The 203-nt window shown below is 46.3% G+C and carries 1 protein-coding gene; it reads right to left on the reverse strand.

Going from position 1 to position 203, the window contains the following annotated elements; all coding sequences use genetic code 11:
* On the reverse strand, positions 1 to 203 hold a 203-nt coding region (locus IAE19_RS16840), incomplete at both ends, for an Ig-like domain-containing protein (RefSeq protein WP_227611213.1).

The raw sequence follows: 203 nt of genomic DNA on the forward strand, positions 1-203 counted from the left end.
TAATTGCATCTGTATCATTGACTGGATTGACAACAGGGGCAGTTGGCGCCATTGTGTCAATTACCACTGTCTCAGTGGTTGTCCCCACATTTCCTGCTGCATCCGTTGCATTTACCACAACAGTATGAGAACCGTCAGTTAAGGTTGGTAATGTATTGTCTGCCAGAGTCCAGGTTCCATCGCCGTTATTCGTAGCTGGATAA

The organism is Acinetobacter sp. S40, assembly GCF_016624705.1.
Taxonomy (GTDB): domain Bacteria; phylum Pseudomonadota; class Gammaproteobacteria; order Pseudomonadales; family Moraxellaceae; genus Acinetobacter.